The sequence below is a fragment of the Ectopseudomonas alcaliphila genome, assembly GCF_900101755.1.
GTDB lineage: Bacteria > Pseudomonadota > Gammaproteobacteria > Pseudomonadales > Pseudomonadaceae > Aquipseudomonas > Aquipseudomonas alcaliphila.
On the sequence record NZ_FNAE01000002.1, the window covers coordinates 433,892 to 455,116 of the forward strand.

A 21,225-nucleotide genomic window follows, 5' to 3' on the forward strand; every position below is an offset into this window, starting at 1 on the left:
TGCCGTGAGCGAGGTCATCGCGACTCGTCGCCTGGTTACCCGTCTGCTGCTCGTGGTGGTGGTGATGTTCTGCTTCGGCATCTTCGTCCTGCCGCCGTTCTACGACGCCATGTGCCGGGTTTTCGGCATCAACGGCAAGACCGCCGGTGCCTACCAGGGCGAGCAACTGGTGGATGAGCAGCGCCAGGTGCGCGTGCAGTTCCTCGCCACCAACGCCGCCGGCATGGTCTGGGAGTTCGGCCCGCAGGCCGACGAGATACTGGTTCACCCGGGGGAGGCGCGCGACATGCTGTTCGTCGCCTACAACCCCAGTGACCAGCCGATGAGCGCGCAGGCGATTCCCAGCGTATCGCCTTCGAAGGCGGCGGCCTTCTTTCACAAGACCGAGTGTTTCTGCTTTACCCAGCAGGTGTTGCAACCGGGCGAGCGCATCGAAATGCCGGTGCGCTTCATTGTCGACAGAGACTTGCCCAAGGACGTGAAGCACCTGACGTTGGGCTACACCCTGTTCGATATCACCGCGCGCAAACCGCCAGTGGCACAGGCTCCATAAGGAGAACAACAATGTCGAGTCACGAAAGTCACGAGAACTATTACGTACCGGCGCAGAGCAAGTGGCCTATCGTCGCCACCATCGGCCTGCTGGTCAGCTTCTACGGTGTCGGCACCTGGTTCAACGATCTGTCGGCAGGCCGCGACGGTTCCAACGGGCCGCTGATCTTCTTCGTTGGCGGGCTGATTCTGGCCTGGATGCTGTTCGGCTGGTTCGGCAACGTCATCAAGGAAAGTCGCAGCGGCCTGTACAGCGCGCAGATGGACCGCTCCTTTCGCTGGGGCATGAGCTGGTTCATCTTCTCCGAGGTGATGTTCTTCGCCGCCTTCTTCGGCGCCCTGTTCTATATCCGCATGTGGGCCGGACCCTGGCTCGGCGGCGAGGGTGACAAGGGCGTGTCCAACATGCTCTGGGAAGGCTTCGAATACAGCTGGCCATTGCTGCAGAACCCTGACTCCAAGTTGTTCCCGCCGCCCAGCGCAGTGATCGACCCCTGGCATCTGCCGTTGGTCAACACCATCTTGCTGGTGACCTCCAGCTTCACCATCACCTTCGCGCACCATGCGTTGAAGAAGAACCACCGTGGCCCGCTCAAGGCCTGGCTGGCGGCGACCATCGTGCTCGCCCTGGCGTTCCTGTTCTTTCAGGTCGAGGAATATATCGAGGCCTATACCGAGCTGGGGCTGACCCTGGGGTCGGGCATCTATGGCGCGACCTTCTTCATGCTCACCGGCTTCCACGGCGCGCATGTGACCTTGGGCACCATCATCCTGATCGTGATGCTGGTGCGCATCATGCGTGGGCATTTCGACGCCGATCAGCACTTCGGCTTCGAGGCGGCCGCCTGGTACTGGCACTTCGTCGATGTGGTCTGGCTGGGCTTGTTCGTCTTCGTCTACGTACTGTAGCGGGGGCTACCACGTAACGTGGGACACCAGTTGCCCTGAGTAGAAGCCCCAGGCGACCAGGGCAACGGTAATGGCGGTCAGGCCGACACGGACAGTCAGCGCGCCGACCACGCGGGAACCATGGCCCTCGTCCTTGACCAGGAAGAACAGGCCGCTGAACAGGCTGGCGATGGTTGCCAGCAGCATGAGGATGATCGCGGCTTTGAGCATGCGAGACTCCGGGGGATTCGAGTGATGCATTGCAGTATAGCCAGCAACCCCAATCGTAACGGCAGGGTGCTATGAGCACCTTCCGTCCCGGTTGGCTGCCCAGCCTGCTGGTTGCCCTGCTGCTGCCGGGGCTGCTCTGGCTGGGCTTCTGGCAGCTGCAGCGCGGCGATGAAAAGCGTCAGCTGTTGGCCAGCTTCGAGGCGCGGCGCCAGGCGGAGCCGATCAGCCTCGAGCAGCTTGAGCCCATGCCGGACCCCGCCTATCGCCGCGTCCAGCTGCGTGGACACTTCGATAGCGAGCACAGCCTGCTGCTGGATAGCCGCATCCGTGATGGTCACGCCGGTGTCGAGTTGCTGCAGCCTTTTTACGATCAGGCCAGCGGTCTCTGGGTGTTGCTCAACCGTGGATGGCTGCCCTGGCCGGACCGGCGTACACCACCGAGCTTCGATAGCCCCGACGGCGTACTGCAGCTCACGGCCTGGATCTACGTGTCGCCTTCTGGCGGGCTGAATCTGCGATCCGGCGCAGCGACCGATGGCTGGCCGCGGCTGATCACTCAGGTCGAGGCCGAACGCCTGTGGCAGCAACTTGGCCGCGGCGGACTGCCCTTCGAGGCGCGTCTTGAGCCGGGCCCGGCCAGCTATCGCGTCGACTGGCCAATCGTGGCCATGAGCCCCAGCAAGCATCTGGGCTATGCGGTGCAGTGGTTCTCCTTGGCTGCCGCGCTGCTTGGCCTGTTCATCTATCTCGGAATTCACAATGCACGGGAGCGTCGTCATGAACCCAGCCATCGCCATGCCTGAGGCACCGCGCAAGGCGCGTGGTCGCCTGCAGTTGTTGTTGATCCTTGCCATTGCCATCGGCCCGATGTTCCTCGCCAGTGCCATGTACCAGTGGCGCTTCTGGGTGCCGGAGACGCGCAGCTACCACGGCGTGCTGATCGGGGATGGGCGCACTCTGAGCGATCTCGGTGTGCAGGGTGAGGTTGAGCCACTCTGGCAGATTCTGGTGACGGCGCCCGGGGCATGCGAAACCGACTGCCAGCAACTGGTTTACCTGGCGCGACAGATCCAGATTGGCCTCAACCGCGAGACTGCCCGCGCCAGTCACGGCCTGGCGCTGGCCGAACCATTACCGGCCGACTACGACGCCACGCTCAAGCGCGAGTACCCGCAGCTTGGACGCTATCAACTGGATCTGCAGGCCTACGACAAGGCCGCCGAAGCGGTGCCGGGGGCCCAGCTGTGGCTGGTCGATCCGCACGGCAATCTGGTGCTGCGCTATCCGGCCGGTAGCAAAGGCAAAGCCATTCTCGATGATCTGCGCTACCTGCTGAAAATTTCCCTGATCGGCTGACGCTGCGTCCTGTCCATATCGGCAGAGCGCCAAGTCCAGTGCCCAAGGAGTAGAGATGCACAAGCCCGGTTACCGTCTAGCGTTGTTCGCGACCCTCCTGACCGTGGTGGTGGTGCTGCTAGGTGCCTACACCCGACTGACCCATGCCGGCCTGGGCTGTCCCGATTGGCCGGGCTGTTACGGTTTTCTCGGCGTGCCGATGAGCGAACACAAGCAGGCCATCGCCGAGGCGCGTTTCCCTGATGCTCCGGTGGAGGTTGCCAAGGGCTGGTACGAGATGATCCATCGCTACTTCGCCGGTGCCCTGGGGTTGGTCATCCTCGTCATCGCTGCCGACGCCGTACGCCGTCGCGCGGAGCCAACCCAGCCGCTCAAGTTGCCGTTGGCGATTCTGGCGCTGGTGATCCTGCAGGGCGCTTTCGGCATGTGGACGGTCACCCTGCAGCTGTGGCCGCAGGTGGTCACCGCTCATTTGCTCGGCGGCTTCGCCACGCTCAGCCTGTTGACCTTGCTCACTCTACGTCTGTCTGGACGCTTCGCACCGCTGCAGTTACCTGGGCGCCTGCGTGCACTGGCAGCAGCCTGCCTGTTGCTGGTGATCGGGCAGATCACTCTCGGCGGCTGGGTCAGCTCCAACTACGCCGCTGTGGCCTGCGTCGACCTGCCCACCTGTCATGGTGAATGGTGGCCCGCGATGGATTTCGGCAAGGGCTTTCATCTTACCCAGCATATCGGCCCCAACTACCTGGGCGGGCAGCTCGACAGTGATGCGCGCACCGCCATTCACATGAGTCACCGCATCGGTGCGTTGCTGGTCACACTGGCGTTGCTGGTCCTGGCCTGGCGACTGCACGCGGCCAGGCTGACGCGTCTGGCCGGTTTACTGTTGTTGGCGCTGGCCCTGCAGATTGGCCTGGGCATCAGCAACGTGATCTTCCATCTGCCGCTGCTGGTGGCGGTGGCGCACAACGCAGGTGGCGCGGCTCTGCTGCTGGTGATGGTGCTGATCAACTATCGCCTGAGGGCCGTTTCTGCGGCGACTCGCGAAGCATCCGATCTGGCGGGCAGGCGCACGACTCTGGTTTCCAGCGGTCTGGTTCAAGGCCGGTAAATAACGAATCAAGGAGAAATGCCATGGCGACAATGCTGCGAGCTCACTCCGAACACGCCAGCTGGCGCGACTATCTGGAGCTGACCAAACCACGGGTGGTGATGCTGATGCTGATCACCTCGCTGGTCGGTATGTTCCTCGCTACCCGTGCCGGTGTGCCCTGGACCGTGCTGTTGTTCGGCAACCTCGGCATCGGCCTGTGTGCCGGCGCAGCGGCGGCGGTCAACCACGTGGTGGATCGACGTATCGACTCGATCATGGCGCGCACGCACAAACGTCCGGTTACCGCCGGGCGGGTCTCTCCAGCCGCTGCGCTTGTCTTCGCCCTGCTGCTGGCCATCGCCGGTATGAGCCTGTTGCTGGTGTTCACCAATGAGCTGGCCGCCTGGCTCACCCTCGCCTCCTTGCTTGGTTATGCGGTGATCTACACCGGCTTTCTCAAGCGCGCCACGCCGCAGAACATCGTCATCGGCGGCCTGGCCGGCGCGGCGCCACCGTTGCTGGGCTGGGTTGCCGTCACCGGCCACCTGAGTGCCGAGCCGCTGCTACTGGTGCTGATCATCTTCGCCTGGACGCCGCCGCACTTCTGGGCTCTGGCCATTCATCGCAAGGCCGAATACGCCAAGGCCGACATCCCCATGCTGCCGGTGACCCACGGTGAGCACTACACCAAGGTGCATATTCTGCTCTACACCCTGGTGATGTTCGCGGTGACCCTGCTGCCCTACGCCATTCACATGAGCGGGCCGCTTTACCTGGTCTGCGCCCTGCTGCTCGGCGGTCGCTTCCTGCACTGGGCCTGGGTGCTGTACCGTGACAGCAAACCGCACGCGGCGATCAACACCTTCAAGTACAGTATCTGGTACCTGTTCCTGCTGTTTATCGCGCTGCTGGCGGATCACTATCTGCTGTTGAATATCTAGCAGGCCGTTTAAAAACGTTGGCGAGGCAGCCAGCGCAAGGCAAAAAAAGCCGAAAAAGCGCAGTTTACGTGTTGTAAATGAGCATTTTGAGGCTGTTTTTAACGCAGCAATGGCAACGCAGGTAGTTTTTCAACACCTGCTAGCAAGCTGTGGCGTGGCAGACGGTTTGCAAAAGCTAGCTAAGGGATTTCATGACTCGTACCCATACAACGGTTTTCGTTCTTGTCGCCATCGTGGCCCTGGTGCTGGGCCTCACCGTCAACAAGGTACTCAACAGCAAGAGCCAGGGTGACCCGGCGGCACTGCTCGATGCCGGGATCGTGCTGCTGCCGCAGAACCGCAGCCTGCCGGCGCTGAGCCTGATCGACCAGGACGGCAAGGAGGTCGCGGTGGATCAGCTCAAGGGTGAATGGAGCCTGCTGTTCTTCGGCTACACCTTCTGCCCGGATATTTGCCCGGCGACCCTCGCCCAGCTGCGCCAACTGCAGACTCAGCTGCCCGAAGAAACCCGCGCACGCCTGAACGTGGTGATGGTCAGTGTCGACCCGCATCGCGATACGCCGGAGCAACTGAGCAAGTACCTGGGTTTCTTCAATGCGGGCTTCAAGGGCCTGACCGGCGAAGAGGAAACCCTGCAGAAATTCGCCAACTCGGTGAGCATTCCCTACATCCCGGCTGACACCAGCAAGGAAAACTACACCGTCGACCACAGTGGCAACCTGGTGATCATCGGCCCGGATGGCACCCAGCGCGGCTTCATCCGCGCGCCGATCAACAATGGCAAGCTGGCGGCGCAGCTGCCGGGGTTGGTTTCAGGCTCCTAAGGCGCGCCGGCTAGCTAGAGTTAGGCGCACCCTACGGATGTCGCGGCCACGCAGATCCGTAGGGTGGGTTAGCGGCGCAAAGCGCCGATTGCATATGCGCAAATACAGCCAGCGCGCCGCGTAACCCACCAGGCGATAGATGGTGTTGCGCCGACGGTGGGTTACGCCGCCGCAGGCACAGAGTGTGATTCAGCGATGTGTCACAGGCGGCTAACCCACCCTACGAAACGCTTCTATCGCACTACAGCGCGAACGGCAGCGGCAGGTTGACCTGCTGGCGCTGCGCCAGGCGCCGTTGGAATTCGGCCGGATCATGAATCAGCACCTCCTGTCCGGCGAATGACTCGGCGGCGATCAGGCGTGACAGCCAGAAACGCACGCAAGCCACGCGCAGCATCGCCGGCCACAGTTCCGCTTCGGTAGCCGTGAAGGGCCGCAGCGCTGCATAGGCGCCGAGCAGCGCACGGGCACAAGCGCCATCGAGGCTGCCGTCTTCGTGCGAGCACCAGTCGTTCAGGGTGATGGCCAGGTCGTAGAGCATCGGCCCCGAGCAGGCGTTGTAGAAATCGATCACCCCAGCCAGATGGTTGCCGTCGAACAGCACGTTGTCGCGGAACAGATCGGCATGCAGATTGGCCCGCGGCAGAGCGAGGATGCGCGGCTTCAGCGCGGCGATCTCGGCCAGCGCATCACGCAGCAGCGGCAATGCCTCGTCATCGAGCTTCAGCGCCTGGCTCGGACCTTCGGCGAGCATCCAGTCCAGGCCACGGTCGCTGCGCCGCTCGATGGGCGCATCACGCGTAGCCACGTGAATACGCGCCAGCAGGCTACCCACTTCCTGGCAGTGATGGGCGTTGGCTTCGCGTACATGCTTGCCGGACAGCCGGGGCTGCAGCAGCGCCGGTTTCTCCGCCAGGCTGCGCAGTGCCTCGCCGTCCCGCGTGCGCAGGGCGTAGGGCACCGGCAGGCCGGCATCGTGCAGCACATCGAGTAATTCGATGAAGAACGGCAGGTCGGCCATCGGCCCGCGTTCGACCAGGGTCAGAACGTACTCACCCTGCTCCAGGCTGACGAAGAAGTTGCTGTTTTCGCTGCCCGCAGCAATGCCCTGGAAATCACGCAACCGACCAAGCCCGTAGGGCGCCAGGAAGACTTCGAGCTCATGACGCTCCAGGGGGGTGAATACCGACATATCAGACCTTAATTGCCTTACCAGCTAAAGATTTCCCAGGACGGGATCAGCATGTCCGGATCGTCCGAACGTACGAAGTTGCCGTCGCTGCCATCGGCGCGAACGAGAAAGTAGGGTTTACCGTTCTTCGGAATCACCTTGATGGCGTAGAGGAAGCCATTGACCCGGTATTCCTGAATGGTGCGGTCGCCTTCCTGGCGGATGGTCACGTCCGGGTCGCCCGATACGGGGTCCTCGGCATGAGCGGCAAGTGGGACACAGGCCAGCAGGCCGACCAGCAACAGGCGATTCAATGTACCCATGGTAATCTTGCTCCTTCGTTTTTCACCGATGCAGCCATTCTACCGCTGCACCCGCCGAAAAGGTTGATCCCGCGCATGAGCCAAGCTCCCCTCGTTCTGGTCGACGGTTCCTCGTATCTGTACCGTGCCTTCCACGCCCTGCCGCCGCTGACCACTTCCAAGGGCATGCCCACCGGAGCGGTGAAGGGCGTGCTGAACATGCTCAAGAGCCTGCGCAAGCAGTATCCGAACAGCCCCTTCGCCGTGGTCTTCGACGCCAAGGGCGGCACCTTCCGCGACGAGCTGTTCGCCGAGTACAAGGCCAATCGCCCGTCCATGCCGGACGAGCTGCGTGTGCAGGTCGAGCCGCTGCACGCCAGCGTGCGCGCCCTCGGCCTGCCGCTGCTGTGCGTCGAAGGCGTTGAAGCCGACGACGTGATCGGCACCCTGGCCCGTCAGGCCGCCGGCGAGAAGCGCGACGTGGTGATCTCAACCGGTGACAAGGACATGGCGCAGCTGGTCTGCCCGCACGTTACGCTGGTCAACACCATGACCGGAAGCGTCTACGATGCCGATGGCGTGAAAGAGAAATTCGGTGTCGGCCCTGAGCTGATCATCGACTACCTGGCCCTGATGGGCGACAAGGTCGACAACATCCCCGGCGTGCCCGGTGTCGGTGAAAAGACAGCTCTCGGCCTGCTGGTCGGCATCGGCGGCGGTCTCGACATGCTCTATGCCAACCTCGACAAGGTACCCGAGCTGCCGATTCGCGGTGCCAAGGGGCTGCCGGCCAAGCTCGAAGAACACCGCGAGATGGCCTACCTGTCCTACCAACTGGCGACCATCAAGACCGACGTGCCGCTGAATATCGAGATCGAATCGCTGCATCCCGGCGAGCCGGATCAGGCCGCGCTGATGCAGCTCTACGGCGAACTGGAATTCAAGAACTGGCTGGACGATCTGCTGCGCCAGAACAAGTCGCTGGCGGCCAAGGCTGCTGCGCCGGCTGGCGATCTGTTCGCCGAACCGACTGGCGAAGCTGCCGAAGAGGCCGCCGAACCAACGCAGCCGAGCGCCGGTGATTACCAGCTGGTACTGGAACAGGCGCAGTTCGATGCCTGGCTGCAGAAGCTGGAGCAGGCCGAGCTGATCGCCTTCGACAGCGAGACCACCAGCATCGACGCCCAGCAGGCGCAACTGGTCGGCCTGTCCTTCGCGGTCAAGGCCGGCGAGGCCGCCTACGTGCCCCTGGCGCACAGCTACATGGGCGTGCCGCAGCAGCTTGATCGCGATGCGGTGCTCAAGGCGCTCAAGCCTATCCTCGAAGACCCGGCCAAGGCCAAGGTCGGCCAGCACGCCAAGTACGACATCAACGTCCTGGCCAACGCCAGCACGCCGATTGCCGTGCAGGGCGTGGCCTTCGACACCATGCTCGAATCCTACGTGCTGGACTCGACCGCCACCCGCCACGACATGGACAGCCTGGCGCTGAAGTACCTGAACCACAGCACCATCCGCTTCGAGGACATCGCCGGCAAGGGTGCCAAACAGCTGACCTTCGACCAGATCGCCCTGGAGCAGGCCGGCCCCTATGCCGCCGAGGATGCCGACGTGACCCTGCGTCTGCATCAGGAGCTGTGGGGCAGGCTCGAAGCGGTGCCATCGCTGGCCAAGGTGCTGCGCGAAATCGAGATCCCGCTGGTGCCGGTGCTGGCGCGCATCGAGCGCAACGGCGCGCTGGTCGACGCCAAGCTGCTTGGCGAGCAAAGTGTCGAGCTGGGCGAAAAATTGGTGGAGCTGGAGCGCAAGGCCTTCGAAATCGCTGGCGAGGAATTCAACCTGGCCTCGCCCAAGCAGCTTGGTGTGATCCTCTACGAAAAACTCGGCTACCCGGTGATCAGCAAGACCGCCAAGGGCCAGCCCTCCACCGCCGAGGCAGTATTGGCCGAACTGGCCGAGCAGGACTTCGAGCTGCCCAAGGTGCTGATGCAGTACCGCAGCCTTAGCAAGCTCAAGAGTACCTATACCGACAAACTGCCGGAGCAGATCAACCCGCGTACCGGGCGCATCCACACCAGCTATCACCAGGCGGTGGCCGCCACTGGCCGTCTGTCCTCGAGCGATCCGAATCTGCAGAACATCCCGATTCGCACTGCCGAAGGACGGCGCATCCGCCAGGCCTTCGTCGCGCCCAAGGGCTACAGGATGATGGCGGCGGACTACTCGCAGATCGAGCTGCGCATCATGGCTCACCTGGCCAAGGACAAAGGCTTGCTCGATGCCTTCCACCATGACCTGGACGTGCACAGGGCCACTGCTGCCGAGGTGTTTGGTGTGGCGTTGGAAGAGGTGACCAGCGATCAGCGGCGCAAGGCCAAGGCCATCAACTTCGGCCTGATCTATGGCATGAGTGCCTTCGGCCTGGCCAAGCAGATCGACGTCGAGCGCAAGGAGGCGCAGGCCTACATCGACCGCTACTTCGCCCGCTACCCCGGCGTGCTGACCTATATGGAAAGCACCCGCGCGCAGGCTGCCGAGCAGGGTTATGTGGAGACGGTCTACGGTCGCCGCCTGTACCTGCCGGAAATCCACGCGCAGAACCAGGCCATGCGCAAGGGTGCCGAGCGCGCGGCGATCAACGCGCCGATGCAGGGCACTGCGGCGGACATCATCAAGCGCGCCATGATCGCCGTGGACGGCTGGCTGCAGGACAGCGGCATCGACGCGCGCATCATCCTGCAGGTGCACGACGAACTGGTGCTGGAGGTGCGCGAGGAACTGATCGACGAGGTCAGCGCCAAACTCAAGAGCCTGATGAGTGGTGCCGCTGATCTGGACGTGCCGCTGTTGGTGGAAGTGGGCGTTGGCGCCAATTGGGACGAAGCGCACTGAGCCCCTTTGCCGCGGCGCAAAGCCGCGGCCGCTCTAGCCTTGGGATTTCAGGGAATCAAAAGACGTTTTCTTATTGCAAATGGTTTTTAAGAGAGCGATGAACTTTCCCCGAAGCCGCCCGGTCAGAGATTCTGAATGGCCGCAAAGCCCTTCAATGCTCCTTTGTTGTGTTAAGTGTTGGCAGACATCTGAACCCCGCCCTAGCGGTTCAGACCTTGAACCCCGAACTTCTCCCTCCCCATACGAAGCTCGGGGTTTTTTTTGCCCGTAGAAAAGTGCCGCTAGCGGCCATCTGATGACCCCCTCTCATTTATGGGAGAGGGCTTCTTTGATGCGCTTTCAAGTCAAAACGGGCGGCGGCCGCTCCGTAGGGTGCGCTGCGCGCACCGAATACTCCCTACGATCTCGGTGCGCACAGCGCACCCTACTTCAGGCCTCCTCAGCGCCTTCTTCATCGTCTTCCGGCAATAGACCCAGCCAGCCGGCCAATACCATCTGTGCTTCTTCCACACCCATGCGCTTGGGGGCCGAGAACAGCTGAATGCTGATGCCCTCGCCCCACTGCTTGTGAATTTCCTGGCGCACCTTGAGCAGCGCGGTCTTCGCCGCACCGAAGGCCAGCTTGTCGGCCTTGGTCAGCAGGATATGCAGCGGCATGCCACTGGCCACCGACCAGTCCAGCATCATGCAGTCGAACTCGGTCAGCGGATGACGGATATCCATCATCAACACCAGGCCGCTCAGGCTTTCGCGGCTCCCCAGATACGCTTCCAGATGTTTCTGCCAGTGTTGCTTGAGCGGGATCGGTACCTTGGCATAGCCGTAGCCAGGCAGGTCGACCAGGCGGCGCTCGTCGTCCAGGCGAAAGAAATTGAGCAACTGCGTGCGCCCGGGGGTCTTCGAAGTCCGCGCCAGACTGGCATGGGTCAGGGTGTTGAGCGCGCTCGACTTGCCCGCGTTGGAACGGCCGGCGAAGGCGACCTCCAGGCCGCTGTCCTCGGGGCACTGATCGACCTTGGCGGCACTGATGAGGAAGCTGGCCTGCTGGCACAGACCGATGATGGGATTTTTCGGGAGCATGGGGTATCCGGTGGTTACCTCAATCCGCAGAGAGGGTGTCTACAAATGGCTGCGCGCGGCCATGCTGCGTTGGAATCAACCTCAAAATGCTCATGTACTACTCGTACACTCCACTTTTTCGGCTGACTCCGCCTTGCCTGACCTTTGCTCGCTGCTTTGTAGACACCCTCTTGACCGTTCGAGGGATTGCGACATTTCCGCGCACCTGTCGCACGCCAGGTGGCGTGGCAAGCGGCGTCGTTTCCGTTTCAGCGTTGCCAGTATATAATGCCGCAGATTTTGTGTGCGCTTTGTCCCACCCGCAGGAACCCGATTGCCGGGAGCGATTACATCTCTGCTCGATAGAAAGCAGGACGTTCCCCACCCTGATGAGGTTGATTTGATGAAGAAAATGCTGCTTGCTGCTGCCGTTATGACGCTGTCTTTCAACGGCTATGCTGCACAGGATCCGCAAGCTGTGTATGACCGTTCCTGTGGCGTATGCCACAACGGCCAGATTCCCACGTCGCCCAAGAAAGGCGACAAGGCCGCATGGGAGCCACGTTTGGCCAAGGGCATGGACGCACTGGTGCAGAGTGTCACCAATGGTATGAATGCCATGCCGCCGCGCGGCCTGTGTATGGACTGCACGGCCGAGGATTACCAGGCGGTCATCGAACTGATGACCAAATGAGTAGGCCCGGCCAGATAACCTTTCTCTCTTAGCCGTAATTGGATTAGCTGATGAACAAAGTACTCGTGAGTCTGCTGTTGACCCTGGGCCTCACTGGCGTGGCTCAGGCTGCTGGCGATGCCGAAGCCGGTCAGGGCAAAGTCGCTGTCTGTGGTGCCTGCCATGGCGCCGATGGCAACAGCCCTGCGCCAAACTTCCCCAAGCTGGCCGGTCAGGGCGAGCGTTACTTGCTCAAGCAGCTGCACGACATCAAGTCCGGTGCGCGCCCGGTGGTCGAGATGACCGGCATGCTGGACAATCTCAGCGATCAGGACATGGCTGACATCTCCGCCTACTTCGCTAGCCAGAAGATGAGCGTTGGTGCTGCCGATCCCAAGCTGGTCGAGCGTGGTGAAGCACTGTTCCGCGGCGGCAAGCTGGAAGAAGGTATGCCGGCCTGCACCGGTTGCCACTCGCCTGACGGCGCTGGTCTGGCTGCTGCCGGCTTCCCGCACCTGGGTGGCCAACACGCCCAGTATGTGGCCAAGCAGCTGACCGACTTCCGCGAGGGTGACCGCACCAACGACGGCGACGCGATGATCATGCGTGCCATCGCTGCCAAGCTGAGCAACAAGGATATCGAAGCCGTATCCAGCTTCATCCAGGGTCTGCACTAAGAAGTTTTTCTAAGCGACCACTGTTGCAGTTGGTAAGACAAAGGGTGGCCACGGCCACCCTTTTTCATTTGCGCCGCGGCTACAATGACCGGAACCTGCCTCGTATCGCTCGGTCTTACTAGCGATTCGCCACGAGGCGATGCCTACTACCAAGGAGTACCCCATGCGTAACCTGATTCTCGGCGCGGCTCTGGCCATCAGCAGCCTGTTCGGTATCACCGCTCACGCCGAGCCGGTGGCTGGCCAGCAGTACGTTGAGCTGAAGAGCCCGGTGCCGGTTTCCAAGCCCGGCCAGATCGAGGTGGTGGAGCTGTTCTGGTACGGCTGCCCGCATTGCTATCAGTTCGAAGCGACCCTCAACCCCTGGGTCGAGAATCTGCCGGAAGACGTCAATTTCGTGCGCGTGCCGGCGCTGTTCGGTGGCATCTGGAACGTGCATGGTCAGGCGTTCATCACCCTGGAAAGCATGAAGGTCGAGCACAAGGTGCATGACGCCGTGTTCACCGCCATCCACCAGGAGAAGAAGAAGCTGGCCTCGGCTGAAGAGTTCGCCGACTTCGTCGCCACCCAGGGCGTTGATCGCGATGCCTTCCTCAAGACCTTCAATTCCTTCGCCGTCAAAGGCCAGATGGAAAAGGCCAAGAAACTGGCCATGGCTTACCAGGTCACTGGTGTACCGGTGATGATCGTGGGCGGCAAATACCGCTTCGACCTGGGCTCGGCCGGTGGTCCGCAGCAGACCCTCCAGGTCGCTGACCACCTGATCGCCAAGGAACGCGAGGCGCTCTAAGCGCGGCCGCAGGCGCGAAGCATGCTGCGCCGCTGGCGAAAGACACGTGCGGTTGGTCTGTGCGATCCACAGATCAACCCGCACTGCTCGACCGAGGCCGACTGGCCAGCCGACGGTCTCCTGCGCCTGCTCAGTTTCAACGTCCAGGTCGGCATCAATACCCAGCGTTACCACCACTACCTGACCCGTAGCTGGCAGCACCTGTTGCCCCATGCCGGGCGTGCCGGCAACCTGCAGCGCATCGGTGATCTGCTCGCCGACTTCGATCTGGTGGCGTTGCAGGAGGTCGATGGTGGCAGCCTGCGCTCAGGCTACATCAATCAGGTCGAGTACCTGGCCCAGCAGGGCGCCTTTCCCTACTGGTATCAACAGCTCAATCGCAATCTCGGGCGCTTCGCCCAGCACAGCAACGGCGTGCTCAGCCGTTTGCGTCCCACCCTGCTGGAGGATCATCCACTTCCCGGGCCGCCTGGCCGAGGTGCGATTTTCCTGCGTCTCGGTGAGGGCGAGCACGCTCTGGGCGTGGTGATGATGCATCTGGCGCTGGGCGCACGCACACGGACGCGGCAACTGGCTTACATTCGGGAACGCGTCAGTGAGTTTCGCCACCTGGTGCTGATGGGCGACATGAACACCCATGCTGTCGACCTGTTGGAGAACTCCCCGCTGCGCGACCTTGGCCTGATCGCGCCGCAGGTCGAGGCGACCTTCCCCAGCTGGCGGCCGCAGCGCTGCCTCGACCATATCCTGCTCAGTTCGGAGCTTGAATTGGGGCGCGTCGATGTGCTCAGTCAGCCGATTTCCGATCACCTTCCCGTGGCCGTGGAAATCCGCCTGCCGGAAGCACAGAATGCTGCGCAAATGCCTATGCTGAAGACGCCATCTCCCGAGTAAGCCGTATGAGCGATGACGCGCAACGCTGGAAAGACAAATACCTGAGCAGCCTGGAGCAGCAGGAAAAGCTCGACCGCCGTTGGGAGTTGCGCCTGGATTTGCTGCGCCGTGGTCTGGTGCGCAGCAGTCTGGCTGCCGAGGGCGCGGATAAGGCGGTCGATCAATGCATGCAGGAAATGCGCGAAATCCTCCGCCGCGAGGATATGGACGCGGCATTGGGTGGCCTAATTCCGCGTCTGGAAAAGGCCGTGCTGGATTCCGAGCAGCGCCGCCAGCAGCGTGCCGGCGAGGCTGCGGCTGCGTTGGCGGGCTTGATCGAGCAACTGCAGCGTCTGCAGCCGCCCCGTGAGGTGCGCAAGGCGCTCAAATCGCTGGGCAAGCAGTTGCAGGATGCCACCACTCATCAGTATCTGCTCCCGGCGCTGCTCAGCCAGTTGAGCAACCTGCAGGGGCAGGCGCTGACCGTTCTGCAGGCACCGGTGCAGGAACAACCGGGCCTGCTCCAGCGGCTGTTCGGCTCGCGCGGCGAGAGCAGCGAGAGCAGCGAAAGAAATGAGGAGGCGCCGGGCAGTGTCACCGAGGCCACTGGCGTTGCCGAGGCGCCCGCAGCAGAATCGGCGCCAACGCCAACGCCAACGCCAACGCCAACGCCAACGCCAACGCCAACGCCAACGCCAATGCCAACGGCCGTAGAGGTCACGAACGAGCCGCCTGCCAGTATTCCCGGGGTGGTCAGCGTGCCTGCGCATCGCCAGGTCCACGACGCCTCGCCGGTGCTCGACAGCCTGCCGCTGCCGCCGGGCCTGGTGCGGCAGGAGGAGGCCGGCGACAGCCCGTTCTCATTGCCCAGCAGCGAGCCCGGATACAGCGCGGTGGCGCCGCATATCGCCAGCAGCCTGCGAAATCTGCTCGACGAGCTCGAGCTGCCGGCGCGCCATCTGCCGCAAGGCGAAGCGCTGCGCATGCGACTGGAGGGCAATCTCAACTGGTACGAGCTGGTGCCGGTGCTGGATGACATGGCCGTGCTGGTGCTTGCCGTCACCGATAGCGGCCAGCGCGAGTTTGCCGGCTATCTCAAACAACTCAACGAGCGCCTGGCTGCCTTTATCGAAACCCTCAGCGAGGCGCACGAGGGCTACAGCGCTTCAGTGGAGAATGCGCGCAGTTTCAACCAGCAACTGCGTGATCAGGTCAGCGACCTGCAGCACAGCGTGCAGGAAGCTGCCGATCTGGAATCGCTCAAGCAGGCCCTGGAGCAGCGCCTGGAAGGCCTCTTGCAGAGTGTCAGCAGTCATCAGCGCCAGCGCGACAGTGGTGGCGATGACGTGGCCGAGCGGCTACAGGGTCTGGTCAAGCGTGTCGCCGAGATGGAGCAGGAGGCGCAGCAGTTTCGCGAGCATATCGAGGAACAGCGACAGAAGTCCCTGCTGGATCCTCTGACTGGGCTGCCCAACCGTGCCGCCTGGAGCGAGCGTCTCGACCTGGAAGTCGCCCGCTGTCAGCGCTACGGCGGTCAGTTGTTGTTGGCGGTGCTGGATGTCGATCACTTCAAGCGGATCAACGATGGCTACGGTCACCTGGCGGGTGATCGGGTGCTGAAGATCATCGCGGGTGAGCTCAACAAGCGTTTGCGCAAGACCGACTTCATCGCCCGTTTTGGTGGCGAGGAGTTCGTTCTGCTGATTCCTGCAACGCCGCTGGAGGGAGGTGTCCAGCTGCTGGAAACCCTGCGCGCGGCAATCGAGGCCTGCCCGTTCCACTTCAAGGGTGAGCCGGTCACCATCACCTTCTCCGCCGGTATCGCCGAGTTTCGCAATGGCGAGGCGACCGAGGTCACCTTCGAACGTGCCGACCAGGCGCTATATCGCGCCAAGGGCGCGGGGCGTAATCGAGTCGAACAGGCTGCCTGATCCCCTCTAAGTTGAGCCGCAGCGGCCGGCGCCGCGGCTCCCATACGAACCACTCACTCCTTCTAGGATGTTGCTTCGGCCGGCTCCCTGCTGGTTGCTCCAGCGGTTCGTGCCCGTGGTGCGTGATCGTCCTCGTCCTGCAATGGCACCTCATTGCCCTGGGCGTCGTACAACTTGCCGCCGATGAAGTGGTCGCCATCGTGCAGGGCGGCGATGTCGCGGTAGCGCAGGCTGCGCTCGGTACCGGCGACGAACACCGACTGCTGATCCGAGTTGCCGGTGGTGAAATGGTTGAACAGCAGATTGAGCAGGATCGCCATTATCGCCGCCGAGCTGATGCCGGAGTGGAAGATGGTTTCGAACCAGGCGGGGAAGTGGTGATAGAAGCTGGGCGTGGCGATGGGAATCATGCCGAAGCCGATGGAGGTGGCAACGATTACCAGGTTCATGTTGTTGCGGTAGTCGACCTTGGCCAGTGTGCGGATGCCGCTGGCGGCAACGGTGCCGAACAGCACGATGCCGGCACCGCCGAGTACCGAGGTCGGTACCGCGGCGATGACCCGGCCCATGATCGGCAGCAAGCCGAGGGTCACCAGAATCAGCCCGCCGGTGGCCACCACATAGCGGCTTTTCACGCCGGTCACGGCGACCAGGCCGACGTTCTGGGCAAAGGCACTCTGGGTGAATGAGCCGAACAGCGGGGCAACGACACTGGCGATCATGTCCGCGCGCAAACCATTGCCGAGGCGTTTGGAATCGACCTTGGTGTTGATGATGTCGCCGACGGCGAGGATATCGGCTGAGGTTTCCACCAGGATCACCATCACCACGATCAGCATCGAGATGATCGCCGCCAGCTCGAACACCGGCATGCCGAAATGCAGCGGCGCAGGGAAGGCCAGCACCGGCCCTTCGCTGACCTTGGAAAAGTCGGCCATGCCGAATGCCACTGCCACCAGGGTGCCGATCACCATGGCCAGCAGAATCGACAGGCGTGAGAGGGTGGCGCTGCCAACCTTGCTCAACAGCAGCACGGTGGCCAGGGTGAAGGCGGCCAGGCCGATGTTGGCCATGCTGCCGAAGTCCGCCGCTTCGCTGTTACCGCCCATCGCCCAGCGCGCGGCTACAGGCATCAGCGTCAGGCCGATGGTGGTGATGACGATGCCGGTTACCAGTGGCGGGAAGAACTTGGTGATCTTGGAGAAGATCGGTGTGATCAACAGACCGATCGCTCCTGCGCCTATCACCGCGCCGAACACTACCGGTAGCCCCCCTTCACCGCCGTTGGCGCCGACTATCGCCACGATGGTGGCGACGCTGGCGAATGACACGCCCTGTACCAGGGGTAACTGACAGCCGAAGAACGGCAGACCTATGGTCTGCAGCAGAGTGGCGGCGCCACCGACGAAAAGCGAGGCGGCGATCAGCAGGCCGATATCGGCAGACGACAGACCGGCCGCCTGACCGACGATCAGGGGGACGGCGACGATGCCGCCGTACATGGTCAGGACGTGTTGCAGGCCGTAAAGCAGATTGGAGCCGAGACCGAGGTTCTCGTCCTCGGGGCGCTGGGTAGTGGAGGTCATGGGAAAACTACTCGCTGTTGTTCTTGTGCGGTCAATGTAGACACTTTGTTGCTACATTGGCTACTGCTTTGTATACATTTTTTGCGAGTGTTGTTTCCTGAAACCGTTGCTGCGCTGCGGGTCATAAAATTTCCGCACGCGCTGAAAATGCTCGAATCTGACCGTGACGCCGACTCGCGAGGTGACCCCGCCAGGCCCTAGACTATGCGCACTAGCCACCGGAGACGCCCATGGACATCTTCAGCATCGCCGTGCTGATCTTTTTGGTCACCGACCCTTTCGGCAATATCGCCATCTACATCGCCGCGCTGAAGAACGTCGAACCGCGCAGACGGCTGTGGATCGCCGCGCGCGAACTGCTGTTCGCCCTTGGCCTGCTGCTGCTGTTCCTCACCTTTGGTGACAAATTCCTCACCAGCCTCGGGCTGTCACGCGAGGCAACCGCGATTGCCGGCGGTATCATCCTGTTCGTCATCGCCATGCGCTTGATCTTTCCCAGCCCGCAGGGCCTGCTCGGCGACGTGCCGGATGGCGAGCCGATGCTGGTGCCGCTGGCCACACCTGCGGTCGCCGGGCCTTCGGCTCTCGCGGTGCTGATGACCCTGCGCAATACCCACACCGGGCCGCTCTGGGAGCTTTACCTCGCAGTGATCCTGGCCTGGGCGGCGACGGCATTCATCCTGTTGCAGGCTTCGTTCCTGCAGCGTTTTCTCGGTAATCGCGGGTTGATGGCAGTGGAACGCTTGATGGGCATGCTGCTGATCATGCTCAGCGTCGACATGCTGCTGGACAACCTGCAAAGCGTATTCGGTCACGCATGAAGTCTCTTTGCCTTGCCCTCGTTGTTGTTCTGCTCGCCGGCTGCACAGGCGGTTTGCGTATCGACGACAGTCATACCGCGACCGGTCAGAACAGTCGCGTGCAGTACGTCGTGCTGCACTACACCTCCGCTGACCTGCAGCGCTCGCTCGACCTGCTGACGCAGACCGAGGTGAGCAGCCACTACCTGATCGGCGATGCGCCGCCGACTGTCTACCGCCTGGTGGACGAGAATCGCCGTGCCTGGCACGTTGGCGTCAGCGAATGGAAGGGGCGCACCTGGCTCAACAGCACCACGATCGGCATCGAGCTGGTCAACCAGGGTTACTACCAGACGCCGGCCGGCCGTTACTGGCAGCCTTTCGCGCCGCAGCAGATCGATACCCTGATCGTGCTGCTCAAGGACATCGTCGAACGTCACCAGTTACCACTGGGCTCGATCATCGCGCACAGCGATGTCGCGCCGCAGCGCAAGGTCGATCCGGGCCCACTGTTCCCCTGGAAGCGTCTGGCCGACGAGGGTCTGGTGCCCTGGCCGAACGAGGACGCCGTGGCACGCCAACAGGCGCTGTTCAGCACCAGCCTGCCCAGCGTGCAGTGGTTCCAGGAGCAGTTGGCGCAAAACGGCTACACGGTGCCGCAGCATGGCGAGCTGGATGAGGCGACGCGCAATGTCATTGCCGCCTTCCAGATGAAGTATCGCCCGGCCAACTACGACGGCCAGCCAGATGCCGAAACGGCAGCGCGGTTGCTGGTGCTGAATCTGCAGGCGGCAGGATAGAACTCAACTAGGCGTCGTGCCGATCAGCCGAGAGTCGGCCAATGCTGCGCTGCGATGAACGGTGGCGGCCTGGTATTCGGGGTCCGCGAGCATGCTCAGAAAGGCTGCTGACGAGGGATAGCGCACCAGCAGGAGCAGATCCCACCGCTCTTCCTTCGGTGCGATCAGCGCCAGATGGACGTCAGCCATCACCTGCACCTCGCCGCCCACCCCCTGGACCTTGCTCAGCGCGGTGCGGCTGTAGCGCGCATAGGCCTCGCGCCCGCTGCACGGCGCATGGCGGCTGTCTGCGTGGTACGCGGCTTGATTGTTGAAGCGCAGCAGGTTGAGCATCAGGATCGGTGTATCGCTGGGCATGCGCTCGGCGAACGCCAGCAGATCCTCGCGGTTAGGGTCGATGCTGGGCATGCACGTTCCTCGTCTGGTTTTTCCTGAGCCTCTCGCCTGAAGTGGAGTACGGCAAGCGCTATCGACCCGCCTGATAGGCGATCATCTGCCCAGCGTGCTGCTGCGCTGCGGCCGCTGCACCATCAGGCTGCCGAGGCTCGGCCGATCAGCGTGGGCCAGGTTGGAAATCACGCGCATCACGCGCCCAGACATCCAGTACCGGTTTGAGATCCTCCAGGGTCAGTTGCGTGCTGCTGTTCTCCAGCGTCAGGCCGTGGCCCTTGCGCACCACGCGCAGCACCGGCTCACTGGTTCGGGCATCGAGCGCTTCCAGCTCGATGAAGATGGCGCTGTCGCGATCACGGGTGCCTGCCGCTGTGGTCGCCGCAGCGAGTACCAGGGCAACGGGAATCACTTCATAGGCCTTGAGCCCTTCGGTGGAAACCGTCACGCCGGTGATCGCGCTGCGCAGTACCAGGCTGTCCATGGTCGGTTCGTTGACGACCGTCATGCGTCCCTGTAACTCACGGATCAGCGCCTGATGCAGATAATCACGGACGTTTTCCAACGTCTGCGTGCTGACCTGATCGCTGGGCGCTGGTGTGGGATAGAAGGTCGGCTTCTCTACATACACCGTGCTGTAGCGCTCGCTTTTGAACTGCGGCGAAATCCAGCGCAGCACCGGTGCGCCAGTGGCTGAGGTGGCTGGCTGGAGCTGGGAGTAGTCGGCGAGGTAGCCGGAGAACTGTGTGGGTTTGGTGATCTGGCTGGCGCAGCCGCTGAGCAGCAAACCAGCGAGTAAAGCCAGGCAAAGCGGATTGGCGTAACGCATCGGCGGACTCTCCTGTCCAGGGGGCTGCAATCAGCCTAGATGCCGCTTCGTCAGCCCGCCAGTTCGCTCAATCGTTGAGCTAGAAGCCTGAAGTCATAGGGCTTCACGATGCTCTCGGTGGCCGCCGCGTTGTCGCGGGCGCGTACCTCTTCGAGCAGTTCGCGTTCGTAATAGCCGCTGGCGAACAGCACCGGCAGGGCCGGGCGCAGCTGGCGCGCGGCTTTCACTAGTTCGCGTCCGTCCATCCCGGGCAGGCCGATGTCGCTCATCAGCAGATCGAAGTGCTGTTCGCTGCGCAGCCGTTCCAGTGCGCTGTGCCCGTCGCGCAGAGCAAGGACGCGATAGCCGAACTCCCCGAGCACTTCAGCGGTGAGTTCGCGCACGACATCGTCATCCTCGACCAGCAGGATGGTCTTGGCACTGGCGCAGTCGATTTCGGTCATGAGGCTCTCTGTTTCAGCGCGCAGAATGCGCGAATGTTTGGCAAACTTCGGAGTCGGTGCGCGGTCAGTGTGCCATACGCCTTCCCCGGACAGACAAGAACAAGCGAGACAATCATCGAATGGA

23 protein-coding genes are annotated in these 21,225 nt (G+C 62.6%); 15 read left to right on the plus strand and 8 right to left on the minus strand.

Annotated elements, in window-relative coordinates:
• Positions 1-4 precede the first annotated feature (4 nt).
• Together BLR77_RS10730 and BLR77_RS10735 are read left to right on the plus strand one after the other, a co-directional pair.
• Positions 5-553, plus strand: a complete 549-nt coding sequence (locus tag BLR77_RS10730) for a cytochrome c oxidase assembly protein (protein ID WP_074677574.1) — start codon at positions 5-7, stop codon at positions 551-553.
• Positions 554-564: 11 nt separating this feature from the next.
• Positions 565-1,461 carry a cytochrome c oxidase subunit 3 gene (locus tag BLR77_RS10735; protein ID WP_074677576.1) on the plus strand — a complete coding sequence of 299 codons (897 nt, stop codon included), beginning with the start codon at positions 565-567 and terminating at the stop codon, positions 1,459-1,461.
• 6 nt (positions 1,462-1,467) lie between these two features.
• On the opposite strand, the gene BLR77_RS10740 is transcribed toward BLR77_RS10735, so the two are convergent.
• Positions 1,468-1,671 (minus strand): twin transmembrane helix small protein, encoded by a 204-nt coding sequence (locus BLR77_RS10740; RefSeq protein WP_072423680.1) that lies wholly within the window; start codon positions 1,669-1,671, stop codon positions 1,468-1,470.
• Between the two features lie 71 nt (positions 1,672-1,742).
• On the opposite strand from BLR77_RS10740, the gene BLR77_RS10745 reads away from it, so the two are divergent.
• The 5 genes from BLR77_RS10745 (at position 1,743) to BLR77_RS10765 (ending at position 5,885) form a co-directional block, all read left to right on the plus strand.
• Complete coding sequence (locus BLR77_RS10745) at positions 1,743-2,474, plus strand: SURF1 family protein (protein ID WP_074677578.1); 732 nt, start codon at positions 1,743-1,745, stop codon at positions 2,472-2,474.
• Complete coding sequence (locus tag BLR77_RS10750) at positions 2,449-3,027, plus strand: hypothetical protein (RefSeq protein ID WP_074677580.1); 579 nt, start codon at positions 2,449-2,451, stop codon at positions 3,025-3,027. Before BLR77_RS10745 ends, BLR77_RS10750 begins: the two co-directional genes overlap by 26 nt.
• Before the next feature lie 55 nt (positions 3,028-3,082).
• Entirely contained in the window at positions 3,083-4,138 is a 1,056-nt protein-coding gene (locus BLR77_RS10755) for a COX15/CtaA family protein (protein ID WP_074677582.1), read from the plus strand.
• Positions 4,139-4,161: 23 nt separating this feature from the next.
• Positions 4,162-5,061, plus strand: coding sequence for a heme o synthase (gene cyoE / locus BLR77_RS10760; RefSeq protein WP_074677584.1), 900 nt, complete (start codon positions 4,162-4,164; stop codon positions 5,059-5,061).
• A 191-nt stretch (positions 5,062-5,252) separates the two neighbouring features.
• Positions 5,253-5,885, plus strand: coding sequence for an SCO family protein (locus BLR77_RS10765; RefSeq protein ID WP_074677586.1), 633 nt, complete (start codon positions 5,253-5,255; stop codon positions 5,883-5,885).
• A gap of 241 nt (positions 5,886-6,126) precedes the next feature.
• Here the strand turns inward: BLR77_RS10765 and BLR77_RS10770 are convergent, their stop codons facing one another.
• Positions 6,127-7,077, minus strand: a complete 951-nt coding sequence (locus BLR77_RS10770; RefSeq protein WP_074677588.1) for a homoserine kinase — start codon at positions 7,075-7,077, stop codon at positions 6,127-6,129.
• Positions 7,078-7,094: 17 nt separating this feature from the next.
• A complete protein-coding gene (locus tag BLR77_RS10775; protein WP_074677590.1) occupies positions 7,095-7,379 on the minus strand; it encodes a DUF2782 domain-containing protein in 285 nt (94 codons plus the stop codon).
• A gap of 75 nt (positions 7,380-7,454) precedes the next feature.
• On the opposite strand from BLR77_RS10775, the gene polA reads away from it, so the two are divergent.
• Positions 7,455-10,250: a DNA polymerase I gene (polA, locus tag BLR77_RS10780; protein WP_074677592.1), complete on the plus strand. Its 2,796-nt coding sequence runs from the start codon at positions 7,455-7,457 to the stop codon at positions 10,248-10,250.
• 429 nt (positions 10,251-10,679) lie between these two features.
• On the opposite strand, the gene yihA is transcribed toward polA, so the two are convergent.
• A complete protein-coding gene (gene yihA, locus BLR77_RS10785; RefSeq protein ID WP_074677594.1) occupies positions 10,680-11,330 on the minus strand; it encodes a ribosome biogenesis GTP-binding protein YihA/YsxC in 651 nt (216 codons plus the stop codon).
• A gap of 382 nt (positions 11,331-11,712) precedes the next feature.
• On the opposite strand from yihA, the gene BLR77_RS10790 reads away from it, so the two are divergent.
• The 5 genes from BLR77_RS10790 (at position 11,713) to BLR77_RS10810 (ending at position 16,253) form a co-directional block, all read left to right on the plus strand.
• Positions 11,713-12,003 carry a c-type cytochrome gene (locus tag BLR77_RS10790; protein ID WP_074677596.1) on the plus strand — a complete coding sequence of 97 codons (291 nt, stop codon included), beginning with the start codon at positions 11,713-11,715 and terminating at the stop codon, positions 12,001-12,003.
• A 50-nt stretch (positions 12,004-12,053) separates the two neighbouring features.
• Positions 12,054-12,659, plus strand: a complete 606-nt coding sequence (locus BLR77_RS10795; protein WP_074677598.1) for a c-type cytochrome — start codon at positions 12,054-12,056, stop codon at positions 12,657-12,659.
• Between the two features lie 163 nt (positions 12,660-12,822).
• Entirely contained in the window at positions 12,823-13,449 is a 627-nt protein-coding gene (locus BLR77_RS10800) for a thiol:disulfide interchange protein DsbA/DsbL (protein ID WP_074677600.1), read from the plus strand.
• A 21-nt stretch (positions 13,450-13,470) separates the two neighbouring features.
• Positions 13,471-14,343, plus strand: a complete 873-nt coding sequence (locus BLR77_RS10805; RefSeq protein ID WP_074677602.1) for an endonuclease/exonuclease/phosphatase family protein — start codon at positions 13,471-13,473, stop codon at positions 14,341-14,343.
• Between the two features lie 5 nt (positions 14,344-14,348).
• Positions 14,349-16,253: a GGDEF domain-containing protein gene (locus BLR77_RS10810; protein ID WP_074677604.1), complete on the plus strand. Its 1,905-nt coding sequence runs from the start codon at positions 14,349-14,351 to the stop codon at positions 16,251-16,253.
• Positions 16,254-16,315: 62 nt separating this feature from the next.
• Here the strand turns inward: BLR77_RS10810 and BLR77_RS10815 are convergent, their stop codons facing one another.
• Positions 16,316-17,839, minus strand: a complete 1,524-nt coding sequence (locus BLR77_RS10815; protein ID WP_074677606.1) for a nucleobase:cation symporter-2 family protein — start codon at positions 17,837-17,839, stop codon at positions 16,316-16,318.
• Between the two features lie 230 nt (positions 17,840-18,069).
• Here BLR77_RS10815 and BLR77_RS10820 point away from each other — a divergent pair, with 230 nt between their 5' ends.
• Both BLR77_RS10820 and BLR77_RS10825 read left to right on the plus strand, forming a co-directional pair.
• The gene (locus BLR77_RS10820) at positions 18,070-18,660 is read left to right on the plus strand and encodes a MarC family protein (protein WP_017676425.1); all 591 of its coding nucleotides are present in this window, start codon (positions 18,070-18,072) and stop codon (positions 18,658-18,660) included.
• Positions 18,657-19,439 carry an N-acetylmuramoyl-L-alanine amidase gene (locus BLR77_RS10825; RefSeq protein ID WP_074677608.1) on the plus strand — a complete coding sequence of 261 codons (783 nt, stop codon included), beginning with the start codon at positions 18,657-18,659 and terminating at the stop codon, positions 19,437-19,439. Before BLR77_RS10820 ends, BLR77_RS10825 begins: the two co-directional genes overlap by 4 nt.
• A gap of 3 nt (positions 19,440-19,442) precedes the next feature.
• Here the strand turns inward: BLR77_RS10825 and BLR77_RS10830 are convergent, their stop codons facing one another.
• The 3 genes from BLR77_RS10830 to BLR77_RS10840 form a co-directional block, all read right to left on the minus strand.
• The gene (locus BLR77_RS10830; protein ID WP_074677610.1) at positions 19,443-19,847 is read right to left on the minus strand and encodes a DUF1330 domain-containing protein; all 405 of its coding nucleotides are present in this window, start codon (positions 19,845-19,847) and stop codon (positions 19,443-19,445) included.
• Positions 19,848-19,992: 145 nt separating this feature from the next.
• Positions 19,993-20,658 carry a DUF3313 domain-containing protein gene (locus BLR77_RS10835; RefSeq protein WP_074677612.1) on the minus strand — a complete coding sequence of 222 codons (666 nt, stop codon included), beginning with the start codon at positions 20,656-20,658 and terminating at the stop codon, positions 19,993-19,995.
• A 50-nt stretch (positions 20,659-20,708) separates the two neighbouring features.
• Entirely contained in the window at positions 20,709-21,101 is a 393-nt protein-coding gene (locus BLR77_RS10840) for a response regulator (RefSeq protein WP_074677614.1), read from the minus strand.
• Positions 21,102-21,225 lie beyond the last annotated feature (124 nt).